The following is a 26,484-nucleotide window of genomic DNA, read 5'->3' on the forward strand; positions in this document are numbered from 1 at the left end:
ACGGGTATGCGCCAGCCATATAGGGCGTGGCCATATAGGACTTGGAATGGCGGCTGAAGCCGTGTATTGAGCCGCGTCGCCCCGCGTAACCTTTCGCGGGAGAGAACAGATCACCCGGATTTCCTTATGCAAACCATCCTCATCGTCATCCATTTGCTCGTCGTTCTGGCGCTGGTGGCCGTCGTGCTGCTGCAGCGCTCCGAAGGCGGCGGCCTCGGCATCGGCGGTGGGGGCGGCGGCAATTTCGCTGCGGCGCGCGGCTCGGGCAATCCGCTGACGCGGGCGACCGGCATCCTGGCGGCGATCTTCTTCGCGACCTCGCTCGGACTTTCCCTCCTGGCACGCTACGGCGAGCAGCCGACCGACTTCCTCGACCGCATCCCGACGCAGCAGGAAGGCCAGCAGGCACCCTCGGGCGCCGGTGGCGTTCTCGATCAGCTCGGCGGCGACGACGTCCCGAGCGCTCCGGCAGCTCCGGCCGCGCCGTCTTCGGATGATGGCGCAGCGCCGGCCGCACCCGCAGCGCCCGCCGAAGAGCCAACCGCAACGACGGCGCCCGAAGCGCCTGCGGCACCGGCCGGGGACGAGCCTGCTGCGCCTGCAACGGACGAAGCGCCTGCCGCACCCGCAACGGACGCGGCGCCGGCCGACGAAGACCAGGTCCCGACCGGCAACTGATTCCACTTGCGAGCTATCCTCGGGCGGCTGTGTTCTTACGATCACAGCCGCCCGATTTCGTTTGCGGCGCAGCATCCATGGCCTTGCAACTCTTGAGAGCCCGGCCGGTGATTTGATATGATACTTCATGTCCGCGCCCTGTCGTGGACGCATATGCGCGTGCGGCGCCAAGGGGCTTTCCACATGATCAAGCGTCTCGCTCTGGCAATTCTCCTTGCCGGCTTCGCAACCCAGTCCTTCTCTCAGGAGCCGCCGCCGGTATTCGTGTTCCCGCAGGAGAAGGCGGTGCCCGTTGCACCGCGCCAGGTCGCCAAGCCGCAGACGGCGCGTGTGGCAGCACCGGCGCCCGCTTTGCCCGCTCAGGACGTCGCCACCGTCAAGACCGAAGGCAATATCGGCGAATTGCGGTCGACGACGATGGTCTCGACCGGTTTCATGCGGCCGATGGAGACGGAGTTGCTCCCCGAGACCCGCGCGCTCGACGAAGTGCTCGGCGAGCGGGAGAAAGTCCGCAAGTTCACGCCGAAGCCCGAGCAGATGCCGGTCGTCGTCGCCTTTTCGGGCTATGAGCCCGGCACCATCGTCATCGATCCGCAGGCCCGCGTCCTCTACCTCGTCGAGGACCGCCGTTCGGCGCGTCGATACGCGATCGCCGTCGGCAAGGACGGGCTGGAGTTCAAGGGAACCGCCAGGGTCGGCGACAAGCAGGAATGGCCGCGCTGGTTCCCGACCAAGGCGATGCAGGAGCGCGAGCCGAAGAAATACGGCCAGTACAAGGACGGCATGAATGGCGGGCCGGACAATCCGCTGGGCGCGCGCGCGATCTATCTGCATCAGGACAAGGTCGACACCCATGTGCGCATTCACGGCACCAACCAGCCCGAGACCATCGGCAGCGCCTCGTCCAACGGCTGCTTCCGCATGATCAACGAGCACGTCATGGATCTCTATTCGCGGGTCCGCGTCGGCGCCGAAGTCGTCGTTCTCTGATCCCTTCTTCCACCCCTAAATGCGCCGGCCGAAGATTTTTGGCTGGCGCATTTTCATTTGTGACGGTAAGCACCGACTCCCATGGCGCGATATGTATTCATCACCGGCGGCGTGGTCTCCTCCCTTGGCAAAGGCATTGCAGCAGCGGCACTCGCCGCACTTCTGCAGGCCCGTGGCTATCGCGTGAGACTGCGCAAGCTAGATCCCTATCTCAATGTCGATCCGGGCACGATGTCGCCCTATCAGCATGGCGAGGTGTTCGTCACCGATGACGGCGCGGAGACCGATCTCGATCTCGGTCACTATGAGCGCTTCACCGGGCGTTCTGCCAACCAGCAGGACAACATCACCACCGGCCGCATCTACAAGAACATCATTGAGCGCGAACGGCGCGGCGACTATCTCGGCGCGACCGTGCAGGTCATTCCGCACGTCACCGACGAGATCAAGAATTTCGTCCTTGAGGGCAACGAAGACTACGACTTCGTCCTCTGCGAGATCGGCGGAACGGTTGGCGATATCGAGGCGATGCCGTTCCTCGAAGCCATCCGCCAGCTCGGCAACGATTTGCCGCGCGGACAGGCGGTCTATATCCATCTGACGCTGATGCCCTGGATTCCGGCTGCCGGCGAACTCAAGACCAAGCCGACCCAGCACTCCGTCAAGGAACTGCGCTCGATCGGCATCGCGCCGGACATCCTGCTCGTGCGTGCCGACCGGTCGATCCCGACCGAGGAGCGCCGCAAGCTGTCGCTCTTCTGCAATGTGCGCGAGACGGCGGTCATCCAGGCGCTGGACGTGGCCCACATCTACGACGTGCCGATGGCCTACCACGCCGAAGGGCTCGATTCGGAAGTTCTGGCTGCCTTCGGCATCGACCCGGCGCCGAAGCCCCGCATGGAACGCTGGCAGGAGGTGTCGAGCCGCCTGCATAATCCCGAGGGCGAAGTCACCATCGCCGTCGTCGGCAAATATACCGGCCTCAAGGACGCCTATAAGTCGCTCATCGAGGCGCTGTCGCATGGGGGGCTCGCCAACCGCGTCAAGGTCAAGCTCGACTGGATCGAATCGGAGGTCTTCGAGAAGGAAGATCCGGCGCCGTTCCTCGAAAAGGTCCACGGCATCCTCGTGCCCGGCGGCTTCGGCGAGCGTGGCGCAGAGGGCAAGATCCTCGCGGCGAAGTTCGCCCGCGAACGCAAGGTGCCGTATTTCGGCATCTGCTTCGGCATGCAGATGGCGTGCATCGAGGCGGCTCGCTCGCTCGCCGGCATCGAGAACGCGTCCTCGACTGAATTCGGCCCGGCCAAGGAGCCCGTCGTCGGCCTGATGACCGAATGGCTGAAGGGCAACATGCTCGAACAGCGCCAGGCGGCGGGTGATCTCGGCGGCACGATGCGCCTCGGCGCCTACAAGGCTGCGCTCAAGGAAGGCACGAAGATCGCCGACATTTATGGCTCCACGGACATCTCCGAGCGCCATCGCCACCGCTACGAAGTCAATGTCGACTACAAGGACCGGCTGGAAGACAGCGGCCTCGTCTTCTCCGGCATGTCGCCCGACGGCGTCCTGCCTGAGACGATCGAATATGCCGACCATCCCTGGTTCATCGGCGTCCAGTACCATCCGGAACTGAAGTCGCGTCCGTTCGAACCGCACCCGCTCTTCGCCTCGTTCATCGAGGCTGCGGTGGAGCAGAGCCGGCTCGTCTGAGCCGATCGGTCGCACCCTCTTCACGCAATGTGACGGATGTGTAACAAATTGCGGACATGATTGGCTGCTCTCGACGAGGGCAGCCAATTTTTTCGCAAGAGGCACGTCGCTCCGCATGAAGTCCGTGAAGTCCCCACGCATGATGGCCGCCGCTTTCGTCGTCGCGCTGTGCGGCATCGCGACGCTTGCGATGCAGACCGTGCCGGAACTGATCCTCTTTCGCGAACGACTGGTTCTCAGCGTCCTTCATCTGGAAAGCGACGCCAAGCTCGAACCCTTCGACATGAAGACCCATGACGGCCTGATCCTGCGAAGCTGGTACAAGCAGCCCGAGGCCGGCAAGCCGGTCATTGTCTATTTTCCGGGCCGCGTCGGCGATCTGGTCAAAAAGCCGAGCCATCTGTTCGAGTTGGCAGAAGATGGCTACGGCCTGCTGCTTGCCGGCTATCGCGGCTATGGCGGCAATCCGGGCAGGCCGAGCGAAACGCATCTCTACGGCGACGCAGCAGGCTTGCTTGCAAAGCTCGCGGTCGAAAACATGGCGCCCGACGGGACCATCCTATACGGATATTCGATGGGCACAGGCATTGCGAGCTATGCCGCCAGCCAGATCAAGCCGCGCGCGGTGATCCTCGAAGCGCCGTTCACCAGCTTTCGCGATGCCGTTCGCCAGCAGGCGGGCAGGGCGCCCGTCTGGCTCGTGCGCACCCAGTTCGACACGCGCTCGCGGATCGGCGAGATCGACGTGCCGATCCTTCTGATGGCAGGCGGGCAGGACCAGGTGACGCCTGCGACCTTCGCCGAAAAGCTCGCTTCGTTGAACGAGACATTCGCATCGCTGCACATCTTCAAGGAAGCCGGGCATGGCGACATGTTCGCCCACGGCGCCCTTGAAGCCGTCACCGGCTTTCTCGAGCAGTTCCGGCTGCCCGAGCTCCTGCCCGATCTTGGCGCCGGAACGGCGCAGGCCGCACCGCTGGAAGCCGTGACGCCCTAGCCTTGCACCCGAGCCCGCTTTGGGGCAAACCGCCGCGATGACATTGACGCCGCGACTTCTCGACCACTGCGTCCTGCCGGTGCCCGATCTGGCAACGGCGCGCACCCGCTATGAGGCGCTCGGATTCACGGTGGCGCCGCAGGGTACGCACCCGTTCGGTACGATCAATTCATGCGTCTATTTCTCCGACGACACCTTCCTCGAGCCGCTGGCGATCGGCGATGCGGCCAAGGTCCGCGATGCGATCGGGAGCAGGAACGTCTTCGTCGCTCGCGACGCACTCTATCGGCAGGCCATCGGCGAGGATGGCTTCTCGGCGCTCGTCTTCAAGACCGATGATGCGAGGGCCGATCATGCAGGGTTTGAAGAAGCGGATGTTTCTGCCGGCCCTATTCTCGATTTCTCCCGCGCCTTCGTCGACCCTGCTGGCAGGTCCGGCAAGGTCTCGTTCCGTCTTGCCTTCGCAGCGGTGCCTGACAGCGACGCCGCCTATTTCTTCACCTGCCAGCGGATCGAGGCGCCGGCCACGGCAGGGCGCGCCGCGCTCGAAGCGCATCGCAACGGCGCGAGCGGCATTGCCGGCGTGACGTTGGCTGGTGCCGATTCACAGGCCCACAAGGCCTTCCTGTCGGTACTCGCCCATTCGCCGGTCGCGACTGAAAATGGCGCCATCGCCGCGCGTCTGGGCAATTCGCGCCTGGCGATGCAGCCTGCAGACGGACCACTACGCCTAGCCGCGATCCACTTCGCCGTCGCCGATATCGATACGACTGCCGCAGCGATCGCGGCCGGAAATGTTGCCTTCGAACGCGAAGGCAGCAAGCTGACGGTTCGGCCCGCACCCGGGCAGGGCGCAATTTTCACTTTCGAGGACAGATCATGATCCGCCCCAACGCCACCGTCTCCGTCGGCAATGTAGCCTTCGCCAACGATGCGCCCTTCGTCCTGATCGCGGGCCCCTGCCAGCTCGAAAGCCGCGACCATGCCTTCGACATGGCCGGTCGCCTGAAGGAGATCACCGACCGGCTTGGCCTCGGCCTCGTCTACAAATCATCCTTCGACAAGGCAAACCGCACCTCGCTGAAAGGTACACGCGGCGCAGGGCTCGACGCAGCGCTGCCGGTCTTCGCCGACCTGAAGCGCGCGTTCGGCTTTCCCGTGCTGACGGACGTGCACACCGAGGAACAGTGTGGCATCGTCGCGGACGTGGTCGACATCCTGCAAATCCCCGCCTTCCTGTCGCGCCAGACCGACCTTCTGATCGCCGCCGCGAACACCGGCAAGGTCGTCAACGTCAAGAAGGGCCAGTTCCTCGCACCCTGGGACATGAAGAACGTCATCGCCAAGGTGACCGAATCGGGCAATCCCAATGTGCTCCTGACCGAGCGCGGCGCCTCGTTCGGCTATAATACACTTGTCTCCGACATGCGATCGCTGCCGATCATGGCAGAGACGGGCGCGCCAGTGATCTTCGATGCGACCCACTCGGTGCAGCAGCCGGGCGGCCAGGGTGGATCGTCTGGCGGCGAGCGCCGCTTCGTCGAGACGCTGGCGCGCGCAGCCGTCGCGGTCGGCGTCGCAGGCGTCTTCATCGAGACGCACCAGGCCCCCGACAACGCGCCATCCGATGGGCCCAACATGGTTCCGATCGACCAGATGGAAGCGCTTCTTTCGCGCCTGGTCGCCTTCGACCGGATCGCAAAAACGTCGGAACATTCACCACGCTGATCGGTTGGATGCTCAACGGGAAACAACCCAAGGAGCAGTTCAATGACCACCGCAACAGGCCACACCCAGGCCATCCGCGCCTCGCGCGTCATCGGCACCAATGTCTACAACACCGAAGGCCAGCATATCGGCTCGATCGAGGACGTGATGCTGGACAAGACGTCCAACAACATCATGTTCGCGGTCATCGGTTTCGGCGGCTTCCTCGGGATCGGCGAGAAATACCACGCCATTCCGTGGTCGGCACTCGACTACGAGAAGAACCAGGAGGGCTACGTCGTACCCTTCACGCGCGAACAGCTCGAGGCCGCGCCGACACACGACATCGACGATCTAACGGGATCGGACGGCAAGGCGGCGCGCGACGCGTCCTATGATTACTACAAGGTCCAGCCCTACTGGTACTGACTGATCGGCATTCTCCTGGAAGGCCCCGCCTTGCGGGGCCTTTTCATTTGAACGGTACGGGGCCCCATTGGTGCGGCCCTGTCAGCCGGACGACAAAGCCCCGGGACGTCTGGCGAAATTCCTCGATTATCCGGCGCAGCTTGTGTCGCAACCGTCGCCACCCGCGAGGTCGGCGCCGGCGGCGATCTTCTTCGATCGTACTGGGCTCAAGATCTCTCGGACCGGCTGCAATGCTCAGACGGTGCGCGACGAATGGCTGCGCACAAAGGGCCGGCATCAACTGGTAGGTCGGCCAGTGCTGAAGTCCGCGAGTGTCGAACAGAAACAAATCCACCGGCATCTCGATAACGTTGCTGGCTTCGATCAGTCGTTCTGCTGCAGAACGGGACACGATATAAGCGGCGGCGTTGAAATGCGGCCCGGTCAGGCGCCGAAGTTCGCGGCCCGAATGGGTGCTTGCAAGATTTCGCGCCACGAATGTCGGGCGGCCGTTTGTTTCGAGTTTGACAATGTGGGCGTCGCTGACGATCCACTCTGCGCTATTCAGGAATTCTGCGGCGTCGCTACTGAGCAGCACGTCGTCCTCAAAAATGGCGGCGTGTGCGAGATCGCGTGCAACGATTTCTTGCCAGCATCGCCGATGACTGAGGAAACAGGCGATCTCGGAAGGCCCGACGGCACTTCCCGGTCTTTGCCAGCGGTCGATCTCGTCGCCTTCAAGACATCGGCCATCGATCGCCGGGACGCGTTCGAACGATAGACCCAGACGTGCAAATGTAGCCTCGATATGCGCCAGCCGTTCCGTTGCGCGATCGAGATTGATGACGAACGATTGCATGCGCTTTGGTCCTTGCAAGCCCGAGCGGATATATGCCCGGCTTCAGCGCCTTGTCATTGCCTTTTCGCAGCCTTTCGCTAAGAAACCCGCACCATTCCCAGCCAAAGGTGCCTCCGCCATGACCGCAATCATCGACATCACGGCCCGCGAAATCCTCGACAGCCGTGGCAACCCGACCGTCGAGGTCGACGTCACGCTGGAGAACGGTGCATTCGGCCGAGCGGCGGTCCCGTCGGGCGCGTCGACCGGCGCGCATGAGGCGGTCGAGCTGCGCGACGGCGGGGCGCGTTATCTCGGAAAGGGCGTCGAGGGCGCCGTCGAAGCCGCCAATGGCGAAATCTTCGAGGCGATCGGCGGCATGGAAGCCGAGAACCAGCTTCACATCGACCGCACCATGATCGACCTGGACGGCACGCCCAATAAGGCGCGGCTCGGCGCCAACGCGATCCTCGGCGTTTCTCTCGCCGTCGCCAAGGCCGCCGCCCAGTCCTCCGGCTTGCCGCTCTATCGCTATGTCGGCGGCGCCGGGGCGCATGTTCTTCCCGTTCCGATGATGAACATCATCAATGGCGGCGCCCATGCCGACAATCCGATCGACTTCCAGGAATTCATGATCATGCCGGTCGGCGCGGAGAGCTTCCGCGAGGCCCTGCGCTGGGGTGCGGAAATCTTCCACACGCTGAAGAAGGATTTGAAGCAGGCCGGGCACAACACCAATGTCGGCGACGAGGGCGGCTTTGCGCCGAACCTGAAGAGCGCCGAGGACGCGCTCGACTTCGTGACGAAGTCGATCGAGAAGGCTGGTTTCAAACCGGGCGAGGAAGTCGCGCTGGCGCTCGATTGCGCGGCGACCGAGTTCTTCAAGAACGGCGTCTACGACTATGAGGGCGAGGGCGCGAAGCGCGAGGGCCAGGCCCAGGCCGAATATCTCGCCAAGCTGTGCGATGCCTATCCGATCATCTCCATCGAGGATGGCATGGGCGAAGACGACTGGGACGGCTGGAAGGCGCTGACCGATCTCGTCGGCGACAAGGTCCAGCTCGTCGGCGACGATCTCTTCGTCACCAACTCCGCGCGCCTCAAGGACGGCATCCGCATGGGCGTTGCGAACTCGATCCTCGTCAAGGTCAACCAGATTGGCTCGCTGTCGGAGACGCTCGACGCGGTCGAGACGGCGCACAAGGCTGCCTACACTGCGGTCATGTCGCACCGCTCGGGCGAGACCGAGGATTCGACCATCGCCGATCTCGCGGTCGCGACCAATTGCGGGCAGATCAAGACCGGCTCGCTCGCCCGCTCGGACCGGCTCGCCAAGTACAACCAGCTCCTGCGCATCGAGCAGGAACTCGGTCGCTCGGCGCGCTATGCCGGCCGCTCGATCCTGCGTTCGGGACGCGCTTCGTAACCGTCCATTAAGCATGGCGGGTTCACATGGTTCTATTCAAGGAATCGCCCCATGTGGACCCGTCATCACAAGCAGCGCAACACCGGTCGCCTGATCGTGCCGGTCGTCGCATCGGCCTTTCTGGCCTATTTCGGCTACCATGCCTTTCATGGTGCCTACGGCATCAATTCCAAGCAGCGTCTGGAAGAGCGGGTGGCAATCCTGCAGGCGGAGCTCGACGAACTGATCGTCGAGCGCGAAGCGCTTGAAACGCGGCTCGTTCTCATCAATGATGGAACGATCGAGCGCGACATGCTCGATGAGCAGGCACGCCGCGCGCTCGATCTCGTGCGCGACGACGAAGTCGTGATCTATCTCGATCGCTGATTAACTCGTTTTCAGTTAATCGCCTAATTCCACTGTTTTTTCAGCGTCTTCGACGAATATCCGCTATGCGAAATCGGCATAGCGGGAACGAATTCGCCATGCTAGCCTTGGGTCAATATCCGGGTTTGCTCACATGCCCGGTTGTCCGCAAAGAGACAGGCTCCGGGAGACCCAAGGCATGGCAACAGCCGCCAAGAAAGCGTCGCGCGCAAAAGCCGACGCGAAATCCACTTCTGCGATCAAGACACCGCCGCCGCTCGAGTTCTCGAAAGACGAAGAACACAAGGCCTATCGCGACATGCTCCTGATCCGCCGCTTCGAGGAGAAGGCGGGCCAGCTCTACGGCATGGGCTTCATCGGCGGCTTTTGCCACCTTTACATCGGCCAGGAAGCGGTCGTCACCGGCATGCAGATGGCGCTGAAGGGCGGCGACCAGGTCATCACAGGCTACCGCGACCACGGCCATATGCTCGCAACCGGCATGACCGCCCGCGGGGTGATGGCCGAGCTGACCGGACGCCGCAGCGGCTATTCGCGCGGCAAGGGCGGCTCGATGCACATGTTCTCCAAGGAGAAGAACTTCTACGGCGGCCACGGCATCGTGGGCGGCCAGGTCTCGCTCGGCACCGGCCTTGCCTTCGCCAACCGCTATCGCGGCAACGACAATGTCTCGCTGGTCTATTTCGGCGATGGCGCGGCCAACCAGGGCCAGGTCTACGAGAGCTTCAACATGGCGGCGCTTTGGAAGCTGCCGTCGATCTACATCATCGAGAACAACCGCTACGCCATGGGCACCTCGGTTGCCCGCGCCTCGGCGCAGACCGATTTTTCGCACCGCGGCGCCTCGTTCAACATTCCTGGCATCCAGGTCGACGGCATGGATGTGCGCGCGGTCAAGGCTGCCGGCGACATGGCGGTCGAATGGGCGCGTGCGGGCAACGGCCCGATGATCCTCGAGATGCAGACCTACCGCTATCGCGGCCACTCCATGTCGGACCCGGCGAAATATCGCTCCAAGGACGAAGTGCAGAAGATGCGCTCCGAGCACGACCCGATCGAGCAGGTGAAGGCGCGCCTGGTCGAGAAGAAATGGGCCACCGAGGACGAACTCAAGGCCATCGACAAGGAGGTTCGCGAGATCGTCGCCGATTCGGCGGAGTTCGCGCAGAACGATCCGGAGCCGGATGCGTCCGAGCTCTACACCGACATTCTTCTTTGAGGAGCGCGCTCCATGCCGATTGAAATTTTGATGCCCGCGCTCTCCCCGACCATGGAAGAGGGCAACCTGGCCAAGTGGCTGAAAAACGAAGGCGACAAGGTCGTCGCCGGCGACGTCATTGCCGAGATCGAGACCGACAAGGCGACGATGGAAGTCGAGGCGGTCGATGAAGGCACGCTCGGAAAGATCCTGATCGCGGCCGGCACCGAGGGCGTGAAGGTGAACACGCCGATCGCCGTTCTGTTCGAGGAAGGCGAGAGCGCCGACGATGTCGATAAGGCGTCCAAGCCAGCCAAATCATCCGACGAGCCCGAACAGGCCGCGAATGCTGCCGGCGGCAAGGACAAACAGGCGACGGAAGAGCCGTCAGCCAAGAAGGACGGCGCTTCCGTTCCCGCCGCGCCGAAGACGGACGTCGCCGCCGATCCGGATATCCCAGAAGGCACCGAAATGGTGCCGACCACCGTCCGCGAAGCCTTGCGCGATGCGATGGCCGAGGAAATGCGGCGCGACGAGAACGTCTTCATCATGGGCGAGGAAGTCGCCGAATATCAGGGCGCCTACAAGATCACGCAGGGGCTCCTGCAGGAGTTCGGTGACCGGCGCGTCGTCGACACGCCCATCACCGAACACGGCTTTGCCGGTGTCGGCGTCGGTGCGGCGATGGCCGGGCTGAAGCCGATCGTCGAGTTCATGACCTTCAACTTCGCCATGCAGGCGATCGACCATCTCGTCAATTCGGCCGCCAAGACGCTCTACATGGCCGGTGGCCAGATGGGCGCGCCGATCGTCTTCCGCGGACCCAACGGCGCGGCCGCCCGCGTCGGCGCCCAGCACTCGCAGTGCTATGCCGCCTGGTACGGCCACATTCCGGGCCTGAAAGTCGTGATGCCCTATACTGCAGCCGACGCGAAAGGCCTTCTCAAGGCCGCGATCCGCGATCCGAACCCGGTCGTCTTCCTCGAAAACGAAATCCTCTACGGCCAGACGTTCGACGTGCCGAAGATGGACGATTTCGTACTGCCGATCGGCAAGGCGCGCGTTCACAAGACCGGTAAGGATGCCACCATCGTCTCCTTCGGCATCGGCATGACCTATGCGGTCAAGGCGGCCGAACAACTGGCGGGCGAGGGGGTCGACGTCGAGATTATCGATTTGCGCACCATCCGTCCGATCGACATCGATACGGTGGTCGAAAGCGTCAAGAAGACCAACCGCCTCGTCACCGTCGAGGAAGGCTTCCCGCAATCCTCGGTGGGCGAACATGTCGCCAGCCAGGTGATGCAGCGCGCCTTCGACCATCTCGACGCGCCGATCATCACCGTCGCCGGCAAGGACGTGCCGATGCCCTATGCGGCCAATCTCGAAAAGCTCGCTCTACCGAGCGTCGCCGAGGTCGTCCAGGCCGTGAAGGCCGTCACCTACAAGGCCTGAGGGAGAGCGGACCATGCCGATCAACATCACCATGCCCGCGCTCTCCCCGACCATGGAGGAGGGCAATCTGGCCAAGTGGCTGGTCAAGGAGGGCGACAAGGTCGCGCCCGGCGACGTCATCGCCGAGATCGAGACCGACAAGGCGACGATGGAAGTCGAGGCCGTGGACGAGGGAACGGTCGCGAAGATCGTCGTCCCCGCCGGCACCGAGGGCGTCAAGGTCAACGCGCTGATCGCAGTTCTTGCTGAAGAGGGCGAGGACGCAGGTGCGGCTGCCGAGGCAGACGCGCCGAAAGCGGAAGCGAAGCCGCAAAAGGCTCCCGAGCCTGCGCCGGCTGAGAAGCCGAAACAGCCGGAAGCCAAGGCCGAGGCGCCGGCAGCGCCGGCCGCTCCGCAGAAATCGGCGGGCGGCGAGCGCACCTTCGCCTCGCCGCTCGCCCGCCGTCTCGCCAAGGATGCCGGACTGGACCTGTCCGCCGTCACCGGCTCCGGCCCGCATGGCCGTGTGGTGAAGGCGGACGTCGAGGCAGCATCGAAGGGCGGCGTCGCCAAGGCTGCTCCCGCCGACAAGGCTGCGCCTGCCGCCGCCGCGCCGGTCAAGGGCATGTCGGACGACGCGATCCTCAAGCTCTTCGAGGAGGGCTCCTACGAGATCGTGCCGCACGACAACATGCGCAAGACCATCGCGCGCCGCCTCGTCGAGGCGAAGTCGACGGTCCCGCATTTCTACCTGACGCTCGATTGCGAGATCGATTCGCTTCTCTCGCTGCGCAAGCAGATCAACGACGCGGCGCCGGTGAAGAAGACCGAAAAGGGCGAGGCGCCGGCCTACAAGCTCTCGGTCAACGACCTCGTCATCAAGGCGATGGCTATGGCGCTCGTCGCCGTGCCGGATGCGAACGTGTCGTGGTCCGAAGGCGGGATGCTGAAGCACAAGCATGCCGATGTAGGCGTCGCCGTTTCGATCCCGGGCGGTCTCATCACCCCGATAATCCGCAAGGCCGACCAGAAGTCGCTCTCCGCCATCTCCAACGAGATGAAGGACATGGCGGCCCGCGCGCGCAACAAGAAGCTGAAACCCGAAGAATACCAGGGCGGCACGACGGCCGTCTCCAATCTCGGCATGTTCGGCATCAAGGACTTCGCCGCCGTCATCAACCCACCGCACGCGACCATTCTCGCGGTCGGCGCGGGCGAGGAGCGGGCCGTCGTGAAGAACGGCGAGATCAAGGTCGCCAACGTCATGTCCGTGACGCTCTCGACCGATCACCGCGCAGTCGACGGCGCGTTGGGCGCGGAGTTGCTGGCAGCGTTCAAGCGCCTGATCGAGAACCCGATGGGGATGTTGGTTTAAAGAGTGGCTTCAATGTTTGCGCCTTGTCACGCCCCCCTCTGGCCTGCCGGCCATCTCCCCCGCAAGGGGGGAGATCACGCGCTTCACTTGGCCCGCAAGGCCGTTGACGGGTTGCGCAGGGCGACGACGAGACTGTTCTCCCCCCTTGCGGGGGAGATGCCCGGCAGGGCAGAGGGGGGCGCGCCAGGACTCCACGCATCCGCACGGACCCCCTCATGAAAACCATCCTCTGCTACGGCGATTCCATCACCTGGGGCTCCGACGCCGAAACCGGCGGGCGGCATGACTTCGCCGATCGCTGGCCGAACGTTCTACAGGCTGCGCTTGGCCCGGACATCCAAATCATCGCCGAGGGCCTGCGCGGGCGCACGACGGCTTTCGATGAGCATCTGGCCGATTGCGACCGCAATGGCGCGCGCATCCTGCCGACCGTTCTCTACACCCACGCGCCGATCGACCTCGTGATCATCCTGCTCGGCTCGAACGACATGAAGCCCGCCATCGCGGGCACGGCGCTCGCTGCAATGCAGGGCATGCGCCGGCTGGTGGAACTGATCAAGTTCAACGCCATGCGCGACGGCCAGTCCGAGCCGCCGGCGGTGTTGATCGTCGCGCCGCCGCCGTTGTGCGAAACCGCCAACACCGAATACAGCGCCATGTTCGCCGGCGGCGTCGAGCAGTCGCGGATGCTGGCGAGTTTTTACGCGGACCTCGCCGATGAATGGGGCTGCGGCTTCTTCGACGCCGGATCGGTCGCTGAAACGACGCCGGTCGACGGCGTTCACCTCGATGCGGAAAATACGCGCGCCATCGGGCGGGGGCTGGAGCCCATCGTCCGCATGATGCTTGGAATCTAGGAGCCTGCCATGGCGGATACCGATTACGACGTCATCATCATCGGCTCGGGCCCGGGCGGCTACGTCACCGCCGTACGCTCCGCCCAGCTCGGGTTCAAGACGGCCATCGTCGAGCGCGAGCATCTGGGCGGCATCTGCCTGAACTGGGGCTGCATCCCGACCAAGGCGCTGCTGCGCTCGGCCGAAATCAAGCACTATGCCGAGCACGCCAAGGATTACGGCCTGTCGATCTCCGGCGAAGTGAAGGCCGACGTCAAGGCCGTCGTCGAGCGCTCGCGCGGTGTATCGGCGCGCCTCAATGGCGGCGTCGGCTTCCTGATGAAGAAGAACAAGGTCGACGTGATCTGGGGCGAGGCCAAGCTCGCCAAGGGCGGCAAGGTTGTCGTTTCGAAATCGTCGAAGAAGCCGATGGAGCCGCAGCATCCGGCGCCCAAGGGCACCAAGGGCGAGGGCACCTATTCGGCCAAGCACATCATCGTCGCGACCGGCGCGCGGCCGCGCGTCCTCCCCGGCATCGAGCCGGACGGCAAGCTGATCTGGACCTATTTCGAGGCCATGGTTCCGCAGGAAATGCCGAAGTCGCTGATCGTCATGGGCTCCGGCGCGATCGGCATCGAGTTCGCCTCGTTCTATCGCACGATGGGCGCCGATGTGACCGTCGTCGAGCTCCTGCCGCAGATCATGCCGGTCGAAGATGCCGAGATTTCCAAGCTGGCGCAAAAGCAGCTCGAAAAGCAGGGCATGAAGTTCCTGCTGGAAGCGAAGGTGACGAAGGTTGAGAAATCCGGCAACTCCGTCACCGCTCATGTCGAGACCAAGGACGGCAAGACGCAGAAGATCACCGCCGACCGCCTGATCTCTGCCGTCGGCGTCCAGGGCAATGTCGAAAGCCTCGGACTGGAAGACGTCGGCGTGAAGATCGAGCGCGGCACGGTCGTGGTCGACGGCTACGGAAAGACGAATGTCGACGGCATCTATGCCATCGGCGACGTCGCCGGCGCGCCGATGCTCGCCCACAAGGCCGAGCACGAAGGCGTCATCTGTATCGAGAAGATCGCCGGCGTGAAGGGCGTCCATGCGCTCGACAAGGGCAAGATTCCCGGCTGCACCTACTGCCACCCGCAGGTGGCATCCGTCGGCCTGACGGAAGCCAAAGCCAAGGAAGCAGGTCGCGACATCCGCGTCGGCCGCTTCTCCTTCGCCGCCAACGGCAAGGCGATCGCGCTCGGCGAGGATCAGGGCCTGATCAAGACCATCTTCGACAAGAAGACCGGCGAACTTCTCGGCGCCCATATGGTCGGCGCGGAGGTGACTGAGCTCATCCAGGGTTTCGTCGTCGCGATGAACCTCGAAACCACCGAGGAAGAGCTGATGCACACCGTCTTCCCGCACCCCACCCTGTCCGAGATGATGAAGGAAAGCGTGCTCGACGCCTATGGCCGTGCATTGAACGCCTAATTTAGCAGTTTCAAACGATTCGCCCGGAACCGGTGCGACATTTCTGCGTTTCCCCGGCAGACTGATCCCGCAAAACTAGGAGAGTGGAATGGATCTGAACGGAATGGGCCTGCTGGGCGCAATCATCGTGGGCGGCATTGCTGGCTGGCTCGCCGAACAGTTCATGAAGTCCAACATGGGCATCTTCATGAACGTCATTCTCGGCATCATCGGTGCCGCGTTCCTCAACTTCCTGCTGAGCGTTCTCGGCATCTACACCGGCACCGGCATCCTGATCTATTTGATCGTCGGCTTCATCGGTGCCTGCCTGCTCATCGCGATCGCGAGGGCGATACGCCGATAACGGCGCCGACCATCCATTTTCTGCAAGGCCGCCATGCTTCATGGCGGCCTTACATTTTTGTGGCGAAATCCCTATAGAACAAGGTGAAGACAACCGGCGAACCCGCTCCGGAGCATTCATGGTCACCGTACTCGACACCACGCTCAACCGCCCACGCCCGCGCCACCCGGAAAAGGCCCACAGGCCCGACCAGGAAGTGCTGCGCAAGCCCGAATGGATCAGGGTCAAGGCACCGGTATCGAAGGGCTATCTCGAAACACGCGAGATCGTGAAGTCGAACAAGCTGGTCACGGTCTGCGAAGAGGCAGGCTGCCCGAATATCGGCGAGTGCTGGGACAAGAAGCACGCCACCTTCATGATCATGGGTGAAATCTGCACCCGCGCCTGCGCCTTCTGCAACGTCGCGACCGGCATCCCGATGCCGCTCGATGCGCAGGAGCCCGCAAGCGTCGGCCGTGCCGTCGCGCAGATGGGGCTCAACCACGTCGTCATCACCTCCGTCGATCGCGACGACCTGGCCGATGGCGGTGCGCAGCATTTTGCCGACGTCATCCATGCGATCCGCGCGGCCGCGCCCGGCACGACGATCGAAATCCTGACGCCCGACTTCCTGCGCAAGAAGGGCGCGCTGGAGATCGTGGTCGCGGCGCGTCCCGACGTCTTCAACCACAATCTGGAGACCGTGCCGTCGAACTACCTGACGGTGCGTCCCGGCGCCCGCTATTTCCACTCGATCCGCCTGCTTCAGCAGGTCAAGGAGCTCGACCCGACCATCTTCACCAAGTCCGGCATCATGGTCGGGCTGGGGGAAGAGCGGAACGAAGTGCTCCAGTTGATGGACGATCTGCGCTCAGCCGATGTCGACTTCATCACCATCGGCCAGTATCTCGCGCCGTCGAAGAAGCATCACGCAGTCAAGAAGTTCGTTACGCCGGAGGAGTTCAAGTCCTTCGAGACGGTCGCCTATTCCAAGGGTTTTCTGATGGTCGCATCGAGCCCGCTGACGCGTTCCTCGCACCATGCAGGCGACGATTTCGCACGGCTGAAGGCGGCCCGCGCCGCAAAGCTCGCTGCTGCCTGAAGATGCCAAAGTACGAGACCACGCGGCGGGTTCGCCACAGCCCCGAGCAGATGTTCGCGCTCGTCGCCGATGTCGAGAAATATCCGCAGTTTCTGCCGATGTGCGAGGCCTTGTCGGTGCGCTCGAAGAAAGAGCGCCACGGCCTGACGATGCTGATCGCCGACATGACGGTCGGCTACAAGGCGCTGCGCGAGACCTTCACCAGCAATGTCGTGCTGAAGCCCGCCGAGAACATCATCGATGTCTCCTATGTCGACGGCCCATTCCGCTATCTCGACAATCGCTGGCATTTCGAAGCGACGGAGGACGGCGGCACGGCCGTTCACTTCTTCATCGACTACGAGTTCAAGAGCCGCATTCTGGGCGCGATGATGGGGGCGATGTTCGACCGCGCCTTCCGCATGTTCGCCGAAGCCTTCGAAAAGCGTGCCGACGAGATCTACGCGGTCCCGTCAGCTTAGCGCCGAAATTCCCATGACCAGCGCGGTCCGTACGGTCTCGGCCCGGATATGGTCGCGTCCGGCATCCTCGAACTGGCGCTTTTCGACCCGCGTCGGATGGCCCTTGCGCGCGATAGCGAACCAGACGAGACCGACCGGCTTTTCCGCACTGCCGCCATCCGGTCCGGCAATACCGGTGACCGCGAGCGTGATCCCCGCGCGCGACTTCTTCAGCGCGCCTTCAGCCATCTCGCGCGCTGTTTCGGCCGACACAGCGCCATGCGCCTCCAGTGTCTCCGCCTTCACGCCCAGCATCTTCTGCTTGGACTCGTTGGAATAGGTCACGAACCCGCAATCGATCATCGAAGACGCGCCGGGAATGTCGGTCAAAAGCGCGATGATCTGCCCGCCGGTACACGATTCGGCGGTGGCCGCCAGAACGCCCTGGCGTTTGCAGGCGTCGAGAAAGTCCTGGGCGAGTTCGGGCAGCACACTCATCATTCCGGCAGCACTCCTGGATAGGCGACGGTCGCGGTGGCGATGGCGGCGATGCCTTCGCCCCGGCCGACGAAACCGAGCTTCTCGTTCGTCGTCGCCTTGATCGAAACCCGGTCGGGCGAAATGCCGAGCATGGCGACGAGCGCATCCGTCATTGCCTGTCTAGATGGACCAATCCGTGGCGCTTCGCAAATCAGGGTAATGTCGGCATTGGCGATCCGGCCCTTGCGCGCACGCACGATCCGCACCGCCTCCTCGACGAAGATGTTCGACGCCGCGCCCTTCCATTGCGGATCGGAGGGCGGGAAATGGGTGCCGATATCGCCCGCACCGCAGGTCGCCAGAAGCGCGTCGGTCAGCGCGTGAAGCCCGACATCGGCATCCGAATGGCCCGACAATTTCCGGTCGTGCGGAATTGCGACGCCGCAAAGAACGACAGCGTCGCCGGGCTCGAAGGAGTGGACGTCATAGCCATTGCCGGTGCGGATATCGGGAAACATCGTGGCGTCGATCCTCAGCTTCGTGTCGGCATTGGCGATGTCGGGCGCCCAGGTCAATTTGACATTGTCGGGCGAACCTTCAACGAGTCGCACGGGAATGCCAGCCCATTCGGCGATGGCCGCATCGTCGGTGAATTCGTCACGGCCTTCGGCTGCGGCGCGGGCATGGGCGGCATGGAAGACTGTGAAGGGAAGGCCCTGTGGCGTCTGCGCCCCGAAAAGCCCCGCCCGGGAAATCGTGCGCGCGACAAGACCGTCCGGCCCAGCTTCCTTCAGCGTGTCCGAGACGGGCAGGGACGGCAGACTGCCCGTCTCACCATCTATCCCCGCGATCACCCGCGAGATGAGCCCGGCGTCCACGAAGGGCCGCACGCCGTCATGGACGAGAACAGCGTCTGGCGGATCACCGGCCAGTGCCTGCATCGCGTTCCATGTCGACGCCTGCCGTGTCGTGCCACCCGTCACCACCGTTACCCGCTCAGCAAGCGCGCCGACTGCTTCACGGAACAGGCTCCCGTCGTCCTTGTGGATCGCGACGACGACGGTCCCGATCTCGGAATGCCCCAGAAACGTTTCGAGCGTATGAGCGAGGATGGCCTTACCGCCGATCCGGCGATACTGCTTCGGCCCCTCATGCGGATCGCCGGCGCGCTCGCCGCGACCGGCGGCGACGATGATGGCTGCGACTTTCGGCTTTTGCATTCTGGTCTCCGGCTTGGCGAGCACACATATCAGCGCATGGCAGAAATGCCAGACTGTGTGCATGCGGCAGTTGCGGCGGGATAAGAACATGGCTATCAGTTGAGCAAGAAGATGAGTGTGCCGGGTTTTTGTGCATGACTGAAATCTGCGTTCTGGCGACGCCGCTCGATATCGGCACTGTCAGCGTTCCCAATCGAGTGTTTCTGGCGCCGCTCTCCGGCGTCACGGACGAGCCGATGCGCCGCCGCGCTTTGCGGCACGGCGCCGGCATGGTCGTCTCCGAAATGGTCGCGAGCGGCGAGCTTGCGCGCGGCCGGGCCGAATCCGAGCGCCGCATCCGCCGGCCCGATGTGGCGACCCATGTCGTCCAGCTCGCCGGTCGCGATGCGCACTGGATGGCCGAAGGCGCGCGCATCGCGATAGCCGAGGGCGCCGACATCATCGACATCAACATGGGCTGTCCGGCCAAGAAGGTCACCGGCGGCTATTGCGGCTCGGCGCTGATGCGCGAGCCCGATCACGCCCTGTCGTTGATCGAAGCGATCGTCGGTGCCGTCGACGTGCCGGTGACGGTCAAGATGCGCCTCGGCTGGGATGCCGAAAGCCTCAACGCGCCGGCCATCGCCGCGCGCGCGGTCGCCGCTGGCGTCGGTATGATCACCGTCCATGGCCGCACGCGCGAACAATTCTACAAGGGTGAGGCGGACTGGAAGGCGATCCGCGCCGTCAAGGAAGCGATCTCCGTCCCGCTCGTCGTCAATGGCGATATCGTTGACATAGCGACGGCGCGGCGCGCGCTCGCGCTTTCCGGCGCCGATGCCGTCATGATCGGTCGCGGCCACTACGGCGCGCCATGGGCAGGCGCGCAGATCATTGAGGCCGCCGGCGGCCCGTCCGCGCGCGATATCCCCGGCCAAGCCGAGTTCGCCGACTACGTCGTCGCCCATTACGAGGACATGCTGGCGCTTTACGGAACCGGGCAGGGCCTGCGCCACGCGCGCAAGCATCTGGGCTGGTATCTCGACCGTCACGCGCCGCACACCGACCCGACCATGAGAACAGCCATCATGACCGGGCTCGACCCGCGCGCCGTCATCGCAAGCCTGCGCGAAGCATTCGCCGCGCCCACTTTGGCTGTAGCCGCATGAGCCAGTCCGCGATCAACTCCGCCGCGCTCATCCTCAACGCGATCCGCCATCCGGTCATCATGGTGGACACGGACGGGCGCATCGTATTTGCAAATGCCGATGCCGAGGACTTCTTCCGCTCCAGCGCGTCGCTGCTGTCGCGCGATCCGATCGAGCGTTTCGTTCCCTTCGGCAGCCCGCTAATCACGCTGATCAACCAGGTCCGCGAGCGCCGCGCACCGTTCAACGAATATCGCGTCGACATCTCGTCGCCGCGTCTCGGCACCGATCGGCTGGTCGACCTCCACGCCTCGCCGATCGCCGAGATTCCGGGCGCGGTCGTCGTCATGTTCCAGGAACGGTCGATGGCCGACAAGATCGACCGCCAGATGACGCATCGTGGCGCCGCACGGTCGGTGACAGGGCTTGCGGCCATGCTCGCGCACGAGATCAAGAACCCGCTTTCGGGCATCCGCGGCGCGGCGCAATTGCTTGAGACAGCCGTCGGCGACGAGGATCGCGCGCTGACGCGCCTGATCCAGGACGAGACCGACCGCATCGTCTCGCTGGTTGACCGGATGGAAATCTTTTCCGACGAGCGGCCGATCGACCGCCACCCGGTCAACATCCATGTCGTCCTCGACCATGTGAAGGCGATCGCCCGCAACGGTTTTGCAAGCCGCATCAAGATCGTCGAGGACTACGATCCGTCGCTTCCCCCGGTCTTCGCCAATCGCGACCAGTTGATCCAGGTCTTCCTAAATCTGGTGAAAAACGCCGCCGAAGCCCTTGGAAACGAACCTTCCGGCGAGATCACGCTGTCGACGGCGTTTCGGCCGGGCATGCGTATCGCCGTGCCGGGAACGCAGGACCGAATCTCCCTGCCGCTCGAGTTCTGCGTCCACGACAACGGCCCCGGCGTCAAGGAAGACATCCGCCCGATCCTGTTCGACCCCTTCATCTCCACCAAGCAGAATGGATCGGGCCTCGGCCTGGCGCTCGTCGCCAAGATCGTGGGCGAGCATGGCGGCGTCATCGAATGCGATTCGACGGGACGCGGCACCACCTTCCGCATCTTGATGCCGACCTGGAAAGCGCCGAGAGGCGGCGAAAATCGCGACTATCAGGAGCAAACAGCATGACCGTTCGCGGCAACATCCTTGTCGCCGATGACGATGCGGCGATCCGCACCGTCCTCAACCAGGCCTTGTCGCGCGTCGGGCATGAGGTCCGCGTCACGTCGAACGCCTCGACGCTCTGGCGCTGGATCGCCGCCGGCGAGGGCGATCTGGTCATCACCGACGTCGTCATGCCCGACGAGAACGCCTTCGACATGCTCCCGCGCATCAAGAAGGCGCGTCCGGATTTGCCGGTGGTCGTGATGAGCGCCCAAAACACCTTCATGACCGCCATCCGCGCCTCCGAGACCGGCGCCTACGAATACCTTCCGAAACCGTTCGACCTGACCGAACTCCTGCAGATCGTCACGCGCGCGCTATCGGAGCCGAAACGCGTCAAGAGCGACGTACGCAGCGAGGATCAGCCCGAATCGATGCCGCTCGTCGGCCGCTCGGCCGCCATGCAGGACATCTACCGCATGCTCGCGCGCATGATGCAGACGGATTTGACCGTCATGATCTCGGGCGAGTCGGGCACCGGCAAGGAACTGGTCGCACGCGCTCTCCATGAATATGGCCGCCGCCGCAACGGGCCGTTCGTCGCGATCAACATGGCCGCTATCCCGCGCGACCTCATCGAATCCGAGCTGTTCGGCCACGAGAAGGGCGCCTTCACCGGCGCGCAGAACCGTTCCTCGGGCCGGTTCGAGCAGGCCGAAGGCGGCACGCTTTTCCTCGACGAGATTGGCGACATGCCGATGGAAGCGCAGACGCGCCTCCTGCGCGTCCTCCAGCAGGGCGAATACACGACGGTAGGCGGCCGCACGCCGATCCGCACCGACGTGCGCATCGTCGCTGCCACCAACAAGGATCTGCGCACCCTCATCAACCAGGGGCTCTTCCGCGAAGACCTGTTCTACCGGCTGAACGTCGTGCCCCTTCGCCTGCCGCCGCTGCGCGAGCGCTCGGAGGATGTGCCGGACCTCGTCCGCCACTTCTTCAAGCAGGCCGAAAGCGAAGGCCTTCCGACCAAGCGCATCGCGCCGACCGGCATCGACCTGATGAAGCGCTATCCCTGGCCGGGCAATGTGCGCGAACTCGAAAACCTCGTCCGCCGCCTTTCTGCGCTTTACCCGCAAGACGACATCGCCGCCGAGATCATCGAGAGCGAACTCCAGACCGCGCAGGCAAGTGACGGGACCACGGTCGGCCCGAACGGCGAGCAACTGACCATCTCGCAGGCGGTTGAACTACATCTGCAGCGCTACTTCTCCGGCTTCGGCACCGAACTTCCGCCACCGGGCCTCTACCACCGCATCCTGACCGAGGTCGAATACCCGCTGGTCCTGGCCTCGATGACGGCGACGCGGGGCAACCAGATCAAGGCGGCCGAACTCCTCGGCCTCAATCGAAACACGCTGCGCAAGAAAATCCGCGAACTGGGCGTCAACGTCTATCGCGGCGCCAAGGGACAAAACGGCGGCTGACCTTCTGTCATCGCCAAAAATGTTGCACAATGGCCACAATGCGATGCATAGAGTCGTCGCTTACCGGGCACATTGAGCACGATGACGATACAGACCACCGCACCCGATGGCGCATTGCTGGGGACTGAAGGCCGCGCCGTCGAGGGACGCAGGCTGGGTCTTTTGCCGGGTATCGTCGCCATCGTCTGCGCGCTGATCGCAGCCGCCGTTTCGTTCGCGATCCTGCTCGGCCTGACGCCGGTCGCGCCCAACGCGTCGAACACGCTGATCCTTATCGGCGTCAATACCGGCTTCATCCTGCTGCTTCTCGGGCTGATCGCCTTCGAGATCATCCGCATCTACCAGGCCCGGCGGCGCGGCAAGGCCGCATCGCGACTGCATGTCCGCATCGTCGCGATGTTCTCGCTGGTGGCGGCCATCCCGGCGATCCTCGTCGCCATCGTCGCCTCGGTGACGCTCGATCTCGGCCTCGACCGCTGGTTCGAACTGCGCACCCGCGCCATCGTCTCGTCCTCGCTGTCGATCGCCGAAGCCTATGTGCAGGAGAATTCGCGCAGCCTGCAGGGCACGACATTGTCGATGGCGTTCGATCTCGACCAGGCACGTTCGCTCTACAGCCTCGACCGCACCGGCTTTCGCCAGTTGATGAGCAATCATGTGCGCGGTCGCGCGCTCGCCCACGCGGCGCTGATCCGTTCCGACGGCTCGCTGATCATCGAGGCCGAGACGCCCGCCGGCATTCCGATGCCCGACGCCCCGCCCGAGGCGCTGCGTGCGGCCGCGGACGGACAGCCGGTGCTGATCGAGCCGCGTTTCCGCAATGTCGTCGGCGCGATCATCCGTCTGCAGCAGATCGACGATGCCTATCTCTTCACCGTCCGTGAGCTTGATCCCGAGGTCATCCGTGCGCGCCAGATCGTGCGCGCCAACACCGACGAGTATCGCGGCCTCGAACAGAACCGCATGACGACCCAACTCGCATTCGCCATCCTCTATCTCGGCGTGACGCTGATCGTCGTCCTGGCCGCGATCTGGACCGGCATCGCCGTCGCTGACCGCATCGTCCGGCCGATCCGGCAATTGATCGGCGCGGCGGACGAAGTCGCGAGCGGCAATCTCGACGTCTCGGTCCCCGTCAAGCAGACGGACGGCGATGTCGGGGCGCTGGGGCTTACCTTCAACGAGATGATCAGCCAGTTGAAAACGCAGCGCAATCAGCTCGTGCGCGCCAAGGACGTTATGGACGAGCGCAGGCGCTTCTCCGAAGCGGTTCTCTCGGGCGTTTCGGCCGGTGTCATCGGCGTCGGCCCCAGGGGCGAAATCGCCATCGTCAACCGTTCCGTCGAAAAGATGCTGTCGGTGTCCGCCAAGTCGCTGGTCGGCCAGCGTCTCGTCGAGGTCCTCCCACAGATCGGCGGCGTCCTGGAAAAGGGCCGCGAACTCGACCGGCCCGTCTATCGCGAACAGGTCGCCTTCTTCCGCAACGGCGCGGAGCGCACCTTCAACGTTCAGATCACCACCGAGCGCAGCTCGGCGCGCGGCGGCGGGCGGTCCTACGTGGTGACGGTCGACGACATCACCGATCTCGTCCAGGCGCAGCGCTCCTCGGCTTGGGCCGATGTCGCCCGCCGGATCGCACACGAGATCAAAAACCCGCTGACGCCGATCCAGCTTTCCGCCGAACGCATCCGCCGGCGCTATGGCAAGGTCATCACCGAGGACCGCGAGGTTTTCGACCAGTGCACCGAGACGATCATCCGCCAGGTCGGCGACATCGGCCGCATGGTCGACGAGTTCTCCTCCTTTGCGCGGATGCCGAAGCCTGACATGCAGATCGTCGACCTGCGCGAGCCGCTGCGCGAAGCCTCCTTCCTGATCGAAGTCAGCCGCGCGGATATCGAGTTCAAGCGCGACTTCGGTCCCGAACCCTTGATGGGCCGGTTCGACAGCCGGCTGCTCGCGCAGGCCTTCGGCAACATCGTCAAGAATGCGTCAGAGGCGATCGAGCAGATCGAGGATCGGCCCGGCGCGATCCTGGTACGCGCCCGCCGTGTGGGGTCGAACGCCGTCGTCGAGGTAATCGACAATGGCAAGGGATTGCCGAAGGAGAATCGCCAAAGGCTTCTGGAGCCCTACATGACAACGCGGGAGAAGGGCACCGGCCTTGGCCTTGCGATCGTCAAGAAGATCGTCGAGGACCATGGCGGCACGCTGCAACTTCTCGACGCTCCCGCCAGTTTCCATGGCGGCGTCGGCGCCCTGGTGCGGATGGTATTTCCCCTCGGGGAGAAACAAGAGGCGGCGGCATCGACCGCCCCCGAGACTGAAGAGGTGACAGATGGCGTCTGATATTCTGATTGTCGATGACGAGGAGGATATCCGCGAACTCGTGTCCGGCATTCTTTCCGACGAAGGTCACGAAACACGGACCGCCTTCGACAGCGACAGCGCATTGGCGTCCATCGCCGACCGCGCCCCGCGCCTGGTCTTTCTCGATATCTGGCTCCAGGGCTCGAAGATGGATGGGCTCGAATTGCTCGACTCCATCAAGACCATGCACCCTGATCTGCCGGTGGTGATGATTTCGGGCCATGGCACGATCGAGACCGCCGTCTCCGCAATCCGCAAGGGCGCCTACGATTTCATCGAAAAGCCGTTCAAGGCCGATCGCCTCGTGCTGATCGCCGAACGGGCGCTTGAAACGTCCAAGCTGCGCCGCGAAGTCTCGGACTTGAAGAAGCGGTCGGGCGACAGCTTCGACCTGATCGGCACCTCGACCGCGATGGCGCAGCTTCGCCAGACGATCGAGCGCGTTTCGCCCACCAACAGCCGCATCATGATCATCGGGCCTTCGGGTTCCGGCAAGGAACTCGTGGCGCGCGCCATCCATGGCGCCTCGACGCGCAAGGATGGGCCCTTCGTCGCCGTCAATTCGGCCGCCATCACGCCCGAACGGATGGAAATCGAGCTTTTCGGAACCGAAGCCAACGGCGCCGAGCGCAAGGTCGGAGCGCTGGAGCAGGCCCATGGCGGCATCCTCTATCTCGACGAAGTCGCCGACATGCCGCGCGAAACGCAGGCCAAGATTCTGCGCGTCCTCGTCGACCAGCAGTTCGAGCGAGTCGGCGGCACCAAGCGCGTCAAGGTCGATGTCCGCATCATCTCCTCGACTGCGTACAATCTGGAAGATCTGATCGCGCAGGGCCGCTTTCGCCAGGACCTCTACCACCGCCTGGCGGTCGTGCCGGTCATGGTCCCGCCGCTGGCCGAACGCCGCGACGACATTCCGTTCCTGGTCGATCACTTCATGCGCCAGACCGCCCAGCAGGCCGGCATCCGCATGCGCCGCATCGGCAACGATGCGATGGCAGTTCTCCAGGCGCACAACTGGCCCGGAAATCTGCGGCAGTTGAAGAACAACATCGAACGGCTGATGATCCTCTCGCGCGACGGCGAGGAGGACAAGCCGATCACGGCCGACCTCCTGCCGTCGGAAATCGGCGACGTGATGCCGCGCACGCCGACCCAGTCGGATCAGCACATCATGGCCCTGCCTTTACGCGAGGCGCGTGAACTGTTCGAGAAGGAATATCTGCTGGCGCAGATCAATCGCTTCGGCGGCAACATCTCGCGCACGGCCGAATTCATCGGCATGGAGCGCTCCGCGCTTCATCGAAAATTGAAGTCTCTCGGCGTTTGATGCCGGCCGAACGGAGCCGGGTAGGGGCAGACTGAAATGACACGAG

General features: G+C 63.9%; 25 protein-coding genes. 22 read left to right on the top strand and 3 right to left on the bottom strand.

From position 1 onward, the window contains the following. Window positions 1-126: 126 nt before the first annotated feature. The 7 genes from secG to ACT6QU_RS04695 all read left to right on the top strand — a co-directional run bounded on the left by secG (window position 127) and on the right by ACT6QU_RS04695 (window position 6,511). Window positions 127-678 carry a preprotein translocase subunit SecG gene (gene secG, locus ACT6QU_RS04665; RefSeq protein WP_444562874.1) on the top strand — a complete coding sequence of 184 codons (552 nt, stop codon included), beginning with the start codon at window positions 127-129 and terminating at the stop codon, window positions 676-678. Between the two features lie 183 nt (window positions 679-861). Further along, on the top strand, window positions 862-1,668 hold the full coding sequence (locus ACT6QU_RS04670) for a L,D-transpeptidase (protein WP_444562875.1): 807 nt from the start codon (window positions 862-864) through the stop codon (window positions 1,666-1,668). An 81-nt stretch (window positions 1,669-1,749) separates the two neighbouring features. Continuing rightward, window positions 1,750-3,378: a CTP synthase gene (locus ACT6QU_RS04675; protein WP_444562876.1), complete on the top strand. Its 1,629-nt coding sequence runs from the start codon at window positions 1,750-1,752 to the stop codon at window positions 3,376-3,378. A gap of 139 nt (window positions 3,379-3,517) precedes the next feature. Continuing rightward, the gene (locus ACT6QU_RS04680) at window positions 3,518-4,375 is read left to right on the top strand and encodes an alpha/beta hydrolase (protein ID WP_444836862.1); all 858 of its coding nucleotides are present in this window, start codon (window positions 3,518-3,520) and stop codon (window positions 4,373-4,375) included. Between the two features lie 37 nt (window positions 4,376-4,412). Next, window positions 4,413-5,258: a VOC family protein gene (locus ACT6QU_RS04685; protein ID WP_444562878.1), complete on the top strand. Its 846-nt coding sequence runs from the start codon at window positions 4,413-4,415 to the stop codon at window positions 5,256-5,258. Further along, entirely contained in the window at window positions 5,255-6,103 is an 849-nt protein-coding gene (gene kdsA / locus ACT6QU_RS04690) for a 3-deoxy-8-phosphooctulonate synthase (protein ID WP_444562879.1), read from the top strand. The genes ACT6QU_RS04685 and kdsA overlap by 4 nt, the downstream gene beginning before the upstream one ends. 42 nt (window positions 6,104-6,145) lie before the next feature. Beyond that, window positions 6,146-6,511, top strand: coding sequence for a PRC-barrel domain-containing protein (locus ACT6QU_RS04695; RefSeq protein ID WP_024585756.1), 366 nt, complete (start codon window positions 6,146-6,148; stop codon window positions 6,509-6,511). A gap of 43 nt (window positions 6,512-6,554) precedes the next feature. Here ACT6QU_RS04695 and ACT6QU_RS04700 read toward each other — a convergent pair whose 3' ends face one another. Then, the gene (locus tag ACT6QU_RS04700) at window positions 6,555-7,349 is read right to left on the bottom strand and encodes a glycosyltransferase family 25 protein (RefSeq protein WP_444562880.1); all 795 of its coding nucleotides are present in this window, start codon (window positions 7,347-7,349) and stop codon (window positions 6,555-6,557) included. Window positions 7,350-7,467: 118 nt separating this feature from the next. Here ACT6QU_RS04700 and eno point away from each other — a divergent pair, with 118 nt between their 5' ends. The 10 genes from eno (at window position 7,468) to ACT6QU_RS04750 (ending at window position 17,327) form a co-directional block, all read left to right on the top strand. After that, complete coding sequence (gene eno, locus ACT6QU_RS04705; protein ID WP_444562881.1) at window positions 7,468-8,754, top strand: phosphopyruvate hydratase; 1,287 nt, start codon at window positions 7,468-7,470, stop codon at window positions 8,752-8,754. Window positions 8,755-8,805: 51 nt separating this feature from the next. Continuing rightward, the gene (locus tag ACT6QU_RS04710) at window positions 8,806-9,120 is read left to right on the top strand and encodes an FtsB family cell division protein (RefSeq protein ID WP_444562882.1); all 315 of its coding nucleotides are present in this window, start codon (window positions 8,806-8,808) and stop codon (window positions 9,118-9,120) included. 178 nt (window positions 9,121-9,298) lie between these two features. Then, window positions 9,299-10,339 carry a pyruvate dehydrogenase (acetyl-transferring) E1 component subunit alpha gene (pdhA, locus tag ACT6QU_RS04715; RefSeq protein ID WP_444562883.1) on the top strand — a complete coding sequence of 347 codons (1,041 nt, stop codon included), beginning with the start codon at window positions 9,299-9,301 and terminating at the stop codon, window positions 10,337-10,339. 12 nt (window positions 10,340-10,351) lie between these two features. Continuing rightward, window positions 10,352-11,773, top strand: a complete 1,422-nt coding sequence (locus ACT6QU_RS04720) for a pyruvate dehydrogenase complex E1 component subunit beta (protein WP_444562884.1) — start codon at window positions 10,352-10,354, stop codon at window positions 11,771-11,773. A 13-nt stretch (window positions 11,774-11,786) separates the two neighbouring features. Beyond that, a complete protein-coding gene (locus tag ACT6QU_RS04725; RefSeq protein WP_444562885.1) occupies window positions 11,787-13,127 on the top strand; it encodes a pyruvate dehydrogenase complex dihydrolipoamide acetyltransferase in 1,341 nt (446 codons plus the stop codon). Window positions 13,128-13,342: 215 nt separating this feature from the next. Continuing rightward, window positions 13,343-13,984 (top strand): SGNH/GDSL hydrolase family protein, encoded by a 642-nt coding sequence (locus ACT6QU_RS04730; RefSeq protein WP_444562886.1) that lies wholly within the window; start codon window positions 13,343-13,345, stop codon window positions 13,982-13,984. Window positions 13,985-13,993: 9 nt separating this feature from the next. Further along, the gene (lpdA, locus tag ACT6QU_RS04735; protein WP_444562887.1) at window positions 13,994-15,442 is read left to right on the top strand and encodes a dihydrolipoyl dehydrogenase; all 1,449 of its coding nucleotides are present in this window, start codon (window positions 13,994-13,996) and stop codon (window positions 15,440-15,442) included. Window positions 15,443-15,530: 88 nt separating this feature from the next. Further along, window positions 15,531-15,785, top strand: coding sequence for a GlsB/YeaQ/YmgE family stress response membrane protein (locus tag ACT6QU_RS04740; RefSeq protein WP_024585747.1), 255 nt, complete (start codon window positions 15,531-15,533; stop codon window positions 15,783-15,785). Between the two features lie 118 nt (window positions 15,786-15,903). Continuing rightward, window positions 15,904-16,866: a lipoyl synthase gene (lipA, locus tag ACT6QU_RS04745; RefSeq protein ID WP_024585746.1), complete on the top strand. Its 963-nt coding sequence runs from the start codon at window positions 15,904-15,906 to the stop codon at window positions 16,864-16,866. A gap of 2 nt (window positions 16,867-16,868) precedes the next feature. Beyond that, window positions 16,869-17,327 carry a type II toxin-antitoxin system RatA family toxin gene (locus ACT6QU_RS04750; RefSeq protein ID WP_444562888.1) on the top strand — a complete coding sequence of 153 codons (459 nt, stop codon included), beginning with the start codon at window positions 16,869-16,871 and terminating at the stop codon, window positions 17,325-17,327. Here the strand turns inward: ACT6QU_RS04750 and ACT6QU_RS04755 are convergent. Both ACT6QU_RS04755 and ACT6QU_RS04760 read right to left on the bottom strand, forming a co-directional pair. Then, complete coding sequence (locus ACT6QU_RS04755; protein ID WP_444563012.1) at window positions 17,319-17,804, bottom strand: CinA family protein; 486 nt, start codon at window positions 17,802-17,804, stop codon at window positions 17,319-17,321. The two genes, ACT6QU_RS04750 and ACT6QU_RS04755, sit on opposite strands and share 9 nt — an antisense overlap. Continuing rightward, window positions 17,804-19,006: a bifunctional 2-C-methyl-D-erythritol 4-phosphate cytidylyltransferase/2-C-methyl-D-erythritol 2,4-cyclodiphosphate synthase gene (locus ACT6QU_RS04760; protein ID WP_444562889.1), complete on the bottom strand. Its 1,203-nt coding sequence runs from the start codon at window positions 19,004-19,006 to the stop codon at window positions 17,804-17,806. Before ACT6QU_RS04760 ends, ACT6QU_RS04755 begins: the two co-directional genes overlap by 1 nt. 134 nt (window positions 19,007-19,140) lie before the next feature. On the opposite strand from ACT6QU_RS04760, the gene dusB reads away from it, so the two are divergent. The 5 genes from dusB (at window position 19,141) to ntrX (ending at window position 26,438) form a co-directional block, all read left to right on the top strand. Continuing rightward, the gene (gene dusB / locus ACT6QU_RS04765) at window positions 19,141-20,154 is read left to right on the top strand and encodes a tRNA dihydrouridine synthase DusB (protein ID WP_444562890.1); all 1,014 of its coding nucleotides are present in this window, start codon (window positions 19,141-19,143) and stop codon (window positions 20,152-20,154) included. Next, a complete protein-coding gene (locus ACT6QU_RS04770) occupies window positions 20,151-21,275 on the top strand; it encodes a two-component system sensor histidine kinase NtrB (protein ID WP_444562891.1) in 1,125 nt (374 codons plus the stop codon). The genes dusB and ACT6QU_RS04770 overlap by 4 nt, the downstream gene beginning before the upstream one ends. Then, on the top strand, window positions 21,272-22,738 hold the full coding sequence (gene ntrC, locus ACT6QU_RS04775; protein ID WP_444562892.1) for a nitrogen regulation protein NR(I): 1,467 nt from the start codon (window positions 21,272-21,274) through the stop codon (window positions 22,736-22,738). The genes ACT6QU_RS04770 and ntrC overlap by 4 nt, the downstream gene beginning before the upstream one ends. An 81-nt stretch (window positions 22,739-22,819) precedes the next feature. Beyond that, window positions 22,820-25,087, top strand: a complete 2,268-nt coding sequence (locus tag ACT6QU_RS04780; RefSeq protein WP_444562893.1) for an ATP-binding protein — start codon at window positions 22,820-22,822, stop codon at window positions 25,085-25,087. Beyond that, window positions 25,077-26,438 carry a nitrogen assimilation response regulator NtrX gene (gene ntrX / locus ACT6QU_RS04785; RefSeq protein ID WP_024585738.1) on the top strand — a complete coding sequence of 454 codons (1,362 nt, stop codon included), beginning with the start codon at window positions 25,077-25,079 and terminating at the stop codon, window positions 26,436-26,438. The genes ACT6QU_RS04780 and ntrX overlap by 11 nt, the downstream gene beginning before the upstream one ends. Window positions 26,439-26,484 lie beyond the last annotated feature (46 nt).

The sequence above is a fragment of the Aliihoeflea sp. genome, assembly GCF_052435475.1.
In the GTDB taxonomy this organism is placed as follows: Bacteria; Pseudomonadota; Alphaproteobacteria; order Rhizobiales; family Rhizobiaceae; genus Aliihoeflea.

What these genes read in the sequence shown, in the direction of transcription:
- ACT6QU_RS04740 (WP_024585747.1), top strand. Translation starts at nt 15,531, where the DNA reads ATGGATCTGAACGGAATGGGCCTGCTGGGCGCAATCATCGTGGGCGGC.
- ACT6QU_RS04695 (WP_024585756.1), top strand. Translation starts at nt 6,146, where the DNA reads ATGACCACCGCAACAGGCCACACCCAGGCCATCCGCGCCTCGCGCGTC.
- ACT6QU_RS04680 (WP_444836862.1), top strand. Translation starts at nt 3,518, where the DNA reads ATGATGGCCGCCGCTTTCGTCGTCGCGCTGTGCGGCATCGCGACGCTT.
- lipA (WP_024585746.1), top strand. Translation starts at nt 15,904, where the DNA reads ATGGTCACCGTACTCGACACCACGCTCAACCGCCCACGCCCGCGCCAC.
- ACT6QU_RS04725 (WP_444562885.1), top strand. Translation starts at nt 11,787, where the DNA reads ATGCCGATCAACATCACCATGCCCGCGCTCTCCCCGACCATGGAGGAG.
- pdhA (WP_444562883.1), top strand. Translation starts at nt 9,299, where the DNA reads ATGGCAACAGCCGCCAAGAAAGCGTCGCGCGCAAAAGCCGACGCGAAA.
- secG (WP_444562874.1), top strand. Translation starts at nt 127, where the DNA reads ATGCAAACCATCCTCATCGTCATCCATTTGCTCGTCGTTCTGGCGCTG.
- ACT6QU_RS04670 (WP_444562875.1), top strand. Translation starts at nt 862, where the DNA reads ATGATCAAGCGTCTCGCTCTGGCAATTCTCCTTGCCGGCTTCGCAACC.
- ntrC (WP_444562892.1), top strand. Translation starts at nt 21,272, where the DNA reads ATGACCGTTCGCGGCAACATCCTTGTCGCCGATGACGATGCGGCGATC.
- ACT6QU_RS04700 (WP_444562880.1), bottom strand. Translation starts at nt 7,349, where the DNA reads ATGCAATCGTTCGTCATCAATCTCGATCGCGCAACGGAACGGCTGGCG.
- lpdA (WP_444562887.1), top strand. Translation starts at nt 13,994, where the DNA reads ATGGCGGATACCGATTACGACGTCATCATCATCGGCTCGGGCCCGGGC.
- ntrX (WP_024585738.1), top strand. Translation starts at nt 25,077, where the DNA reads ATGGCGTCTGATATTCTGATTGTCGATGACGAGGAGGATATCCGCGAA.
- ACT6QU_RS04720 (WP_444562884.1), top strand. Translation starts at nt 10,352, where the DNA reads ATGCCGATTGAAATTTTGATGCCCGCGCTCTCCCCGACCATGGAAGAG.
- ACT6QU_RS04755 (WP_444563012.1), bottom strand. Translation starts at nt 17,804, where the DNA reads ATGAGTGTGCTGCCCGAACTCGCCCAGGACTTTCTCGACGCCTGCAAA.
- ACT6QU_RS04710 (WP_444562882.1), top strand. Translation starts at nt 8,806, where the DNA reads ATGTGGACCCGTCATCACAAGCAGCGCAACACCGGTCGCCTGATCGTG.
- dusB (WP_444562890.1), top strand. Translation starts at nt 19,141, where the DNA reads ATGACTGAAATCTGCGTTCTGGCGACGCCGCTCGATATCGGCACTGTC.
- ACT6QU_RS04750 (WP_444562888.1), top strand. Translation starts at nt 16,869, where the DNA reads ATGCCAAAGTACGAGACCACGCGGCGGGTTCGCCACAGCCCCGAGCAG.
- ACT6QU_RS04770 (WP_444562891.1), top strand. Translation starts at nt 20,151, where the DNA reads ATGAGCCAGTCCGCGATCAACTCCGCCGCGCTCATCCTCAACGCGATC.
- ACT6QU_RS04760 (WP_444562889.1), bottom strand. Translation starts at nt 19,006, where the DNA reads ATGCAAAAGCCGAAAGTCGCAGCCATCATCGTCGCCGCCGGTCGCGGC.
- ACT6QU_RS04780 (WP_444562893.1), top strand. Translation starts at nt 22,820, where the DNA reads ATGACGATACAGACCACCGCACCCGATGGCGCATTGCTGGGGACTGAA.
- ACT6QU_RS04675 (WP_444562876.1), top strand. Translation starts at nt 1,750, where the DNA reads ATGGCGCGATATGTATTCATCACCGGCGGCGTGGTCTCCTCCCTTGGC.
- ACT6QU_RS04685 (WP_444562878.1), top strand. Translation starts at nt 4,413, where the DNA reads ATGACATTGACGCCGCGACTTCTCGACCACTGCGTCCTGCCGGTGCCC.
- kdsA (WP_444562879.1), top strand. Translation starts at nt 5,255, where the DNA reads ATGATCCGCCCCAACGCCACCGTCTCCGTCGGCAATGTAGCCTTCGCC.
- ACT6QU_RS04730 (WP_444562886.1), top strand. Translation starts at nt 13,343, where the DNA reads ATGAAAACCATCCTCTGCTACGGCGATTCCATCACCTGGGGCTCCGAC.
- eno (WP_444562881.1), top strand. Translation starts at nt 7,468, where the DNA reads ATGACCGCAATCATCGACATCACGGCCCGCGAAATCCTCGACAGCCGT.